Source organism: Polaromonas sp. P1_E3, from assembly GCF_056405935.1.
In genome coordinates this window covers 1-3,885 of sequence record NZ_JBFUBD010000262.1, presented here as the reverse complement: position 1 = coordinate 3,885, position 3,885 = coordinate 1, and the positions used below count along the sequence as shown (strand labels likewise).

The following is a 3,885-nucleotide window of genomic DNA, read 5'->3' as shown; positions in this document are numbered from 1 at the left end:
GCGGTTATTTCGCTGCAGCGCCATGTGGGCCGCGCGGCGGTCGGTGCGCTGGAGCTACGCCAGGTGTTCAGCTGGCTCGCCATCGGCCCGGCGGTGTCCAATTTCATCGGACCGTTTTCCGCCGRTCTGCTGATTGACCATGTGGGGGCCGTGCCCGGAAGCACTTCCGGCTATCGCGCGGCTTTTTTTCTGATGGCGGTCCTGCCGCTGGCCTGCTGGTTCCTGGTGCGCAAGACGCGGGAGCTCCCGCCGGTGATCGCCGCCAGTGGCGGCCAGCAGCCCAAGGCCTGGGATTTGCTGCGCCAAGCCAATTTTCGCCGCCTCATGCTGGTGAACTGGTTTTTGTCGTCCTGCTGGGACGTCCATACCTTTGTGGTGCCGGTGCTGGGTTTTGAGCGCGGCATCAGTGCCTCGGTCATAGGTACCATCCTCGGAGCGTTTGCGGTGGCAGCGGCCTTGATACGCATGGTAATGCCGCTGGTGGCAGCCCATTTGCGCGAGTGGAAGGTGCTGGCGGTTTCCATGCTGGCGACGGCCGCACTGTTCGGCATCTACCCGTTGATGCATTCGGCCATCGGCATGGGGCTGTGCTCCATCCTGCTGGGTCTTGCGCTGGGCATGGTGCAGCCCATGGTGATGAGCATGCTGCACCAGATCACGCCGGAAGCCCGTCATGGTGAAGCCCTGGGGCTGCGCCTGATGGCGATCAATGCATCCAGCGTGGTGATGCCGATGCTGTTTGGATCCGCCGGCGCATTGATGGGCATCGGCGGGGTTTTTTGGGTCACCGGGGCCATGGTCGGCGCAGGTTCACGCGCTGCGTGGCTGCTGAAAGACAGCATGTCGGCGCATGGTGCGCATCACCCCGGAGCCGGGCCTACAGACGGTAAAAGTCCTTGATCAGGTCCCAGGCGACCTGGGCGTCGTCCACATACTGAAAGAGTTTCAGGTCGCCGGGCGAGATCACACCTTCTTCCACCAGCATGTCGGTATTGAGCAGGCGCTTCCAGTAGTTGCTGCCAAAGAGGATGATGGGCACCGGCTTGGCTTTGCGGGTCTGCACCAGTGTGACAACCTCAAAAAGTTCGTCGAGCGTGCCGAAGCCGCCCGGAAACACCACAAGCGCCTTGGCACGCATCATGAAATGCATCTTGCGCAGCGCGAAGTAGTGGAACTTGAATGACAGCTCGGGGGGCACATAAGGGTTGGCCGCTTCTTCCATGGGCAGGGCGATGGCCAGGCCAACGCTTAAGCCTCCGGCCTCGTGCGCACCCCGGTTGGCGGCCTGCATGATGCCCGGGCCGCCGCCGGTGCAAATGAAGAGCTTTTTGTCGGACGGCTTGTCTTCGCTGTACCGCGCCACCAGCTTGCCGAAGGCCCGCGCCTTTTCATAGTAATGGGCGTTGCGCGCCAGTTTTCGCGCGCGGTCTATGGTCTCGGCATCGCCGCCGGCCTCGGCCTCGGCCACCATGGTGACGGAATCTTCTTCGCTGCGGAACCGGGCACTGCCGAAAACAACCACTGTGTTTTCAATGCCGTGGGCTTGCTGCTCCAGGTCGGGTTTGAGCAGTTCCAGCTGGAAGCGTATGCCGCGTGTTTCACGCCGCAGCAAAAACTCCGGGTCGGCAAAGGCCAGACGTGAGGCGTCGGCCTGCAGCGGATTGCCCTCGCTGGCGTGGGCCTGCAGTTCCGCCCAGGCGTTGGCCAGGCGGTCGACGGATAGATCCTGTTTTTGTTCCATGCGCCATTGTCAACGATCGGGGATCGGCGGGAGCTTTGCCGATGTATGTCCGGCTCCAAAAGCAAAAAAGGCTCCATCAGGAGCCTTTTTGTGATGCCCAGGCGGGCTCAGGCAGATCAGACGCGCTTGCGGTATTCACCGGTGCGGGTGTCGATTTCGACCACATCGCCTTGTGCCACAAAGATGGGCACGCCGATTTCAAAGCCGGTGGCAATCTTGGCAGGCTTCAGAACCTTGCCGGAGGTGTCGCCCTTGACGGCGGGTTCCGTCCAGGTGATCTCGCGCTGCACGCTGGTGGGCAGTTCGACGGAGATGGCCTTGCCGTCATAGAACACGACTTCGAGTTCCATGCCGTCCTGCAGGTAGTTGAGCGAGTCGCCCATGTTTTCGGCTTCGACTTCGTACTGGTTGTACTCGGAGTCCATGCAGACATACAGGGGGTCGGCGAAGTAGGAATAGGTGCAGTCCTTCTTGTCGAGGACGATCTGGTCGATCTTGTCGTCGGCCTTGAACACGACTTCAGTGTTGAAGTTGGCGACCAGGCTTTTGAGCTTCATGCGCACGGTGGCGGAATTGCGCCCGCCGCGGCTGTATTCGGTCTTGAGCACCACCATCGGGTCTTTGCCGTTCATGATGACGTTGCCGGCGCGGATTTCTTGAGCGATTTTCATAGCAGTTTTACTGAGGTAGGCCGCTAAACGCTTGCACCGGTGTGCAGGTTCCGCGGCGGGTTGTGCAGGACGCCAAAGTCTTGTCGACCTTCAGGCTGTTCTGCAAAGCCTATGATTTTAACGTTTTTTTGCCACAAACCCGAGCAGCCGGGTGCCCAGGTCGTCCTGGGCCATGAGGCGGGAGAGGGCCGCCTGGGCTGTTGCTTGCCAGGCCGGCAGGTCAATGGGGAAGGGCGCGGGGTGGCCGGGGGCAAGTGGCAGGGCTGTTTTGCTGTTCCAGGCGGTGTGAAAACCCCGCAGCGAGGCGGGGGCTTGCAGCATGTCCAGGAAGGCCTGCAGTTTGACCATGTGCGCATCGTCATGCTGCGGATAGATGTGCCAGACGAAAGGCTTGCCGGCCCAGATTGCCCGCACCAGCGAGTCCTCTCCGCGCACGAAATTCAGGTCTGATGCCCAGAGCAGGTGGTCGAATTCGGTTTGCGCCAGCAAGGGCAGGTATGAAATTGATAGCTGCTGGCGCCCGCCCTTATTGGGCTGTGGCCGGTTTTTATCACCAAGCAGGGCGTGAACGGCGTTTGCGGCACGCCCCGCGGCCACCAGCAGATGCACCGGTTTGCCTTGCAATCCATGTTCTGAAAATTGCGCCAGCAGGCCTTCGAGCGCGGGGGGCTCATAGCAAAACAGGGACACCAGGGCTTCGCCGCCCCAATGGATTCCGTGGGTTTTCAGCCAGCCGGCGCGGTCAAAGCCTGCTTGCCTGCGCTGCAGGTCTGGTTCACGCAGCAGCCCGCCGGTATCCGCCGTGAAGCCTGGGTAGAAGAACCACTTCGTCCAGCCGGCCGCCGGGCCGCTTTGCACCGGCGAAGGCATGCCGTGGCAGCGCGCCACATAGTCCTCGGCAGACAGGTATTCCAGATTGATCCATACAGGCTTTATGCCCCCGGCGCAATGCAGACGGGCGCAAGCAGCTATGAAATCAGGAGCGGCATCACAGCCGAAGGCCTCAACCAGCACGTCGCAGGGCTGCCCGGCGAGCTTCGCACCCTCCAGGTCCAGGGGTTGACCATCGTGAGGCCAGGGCAACACCCGAACGCTTTCATGGCCTGCAGGCGCCATCCAGGTCAATGCTGAGGCATCGTCGACCCAGAGCCGCACTTTGTGCCCACGCGAAGCCAGGTCGGCGGCCAGGCGCCAGCACACGCCAATGTCCCCGAAGTTGTCGATGACTTTGCAAAAAATGTCCCACTGCAGGCTGCGATTCATGAAAGGATTGTCCACAATACGGCCAGTCACACCATTCCAGCCCATGACCAAAGCCCACGAATTCGATCCCCAACTGCTCAGCGAAGTCGCCGCGTTGCCCGCCCTGCCCGGCGTGTACCGCTACTTCGATGCGGAGGGCGGTGTGCTGTATGTCGGCAAGGCGCGCAACCTGAAGAAGCGGGTTTCCAACTACTTCCAGAAGAACCACGG

Annotated in this window: 5 protein-coding genes; 2 read left to right on the top strand and 3 right to left on the bottom strand. The window is 61.5% G+C overall.

The annotated features are described in order from the left end of the window. Positions 1-900: MFS transporter (locus tag AC1D0Z_RS17335; RefSeq protein WP_477659457.1), on the top strand; the 900-nt coding region annotated here is incomplete at its 5' end. Here AC1D0Z_RS17335 and AC1D0Z_RS17330 read toward each other — a convergent pair. The 3 genes from AC1D0Z_RS17330 to earP form a co-directional block, all read right to left on the bottom strand. Then, positions 878-1,741: an LOG family protein gene (locus AC1D0Z_RS17330; RefSeq protein WP_477659456.1), complete on the bottom strand. Its 864-nt coding sequence runs from the start codon at positions 1,739-1,741 to the stop codon at positions 878-880. The two genes, AC1D0Z_RS17335 and AC1D0Z_RS17330, sit on opposite strands and share 23 nt — an antisense overlap. Before the next feature lie 116 nt (positions 1,742-1,857). Then, positions 1,858-2,412 carry an elongation factor P gene (efp, locus tag AC1D0Z_RS17325; RefSeq protein WP_411883615.1) on the bottom strand — a complete coding sequence of 185 codons (555 nt, stop codon included), beginning with the start codon at positions 2,410-2,412 and terminating at the stop codon, positions 1,858-1,860. Positions 2,413-2,529: 117 nt separating this feature from the next. Next, positions 2,530-3,675 carry an elongation factor P maturation arginine rhamnosyltransferase EarP gene (gene earP, locus AC1D0Z_RS17320; protein WP_477659455.1) on the bottom strand — a complete coding sequence of 382 codons (1,146 nt, stop codon included), beginning with the start codon at positions 3,673-3,675 and terminating at the stop codon, positions 2,530-2,532. A 43-nt stretch (positions 3,676-3,718) separates the two neighbouring features. Here earP and AC1D0Z_RS17315 point away from each other — a divergent pair. Continuing rightward, on the top strand, positions 3,719-3,885 hold a 167-nt coding region (locus AC1D0Z_RS17315; RefSeq protein ID WP_477659458.1), incomplete at its 3' end, for a GIY-YIG nuclease family protein.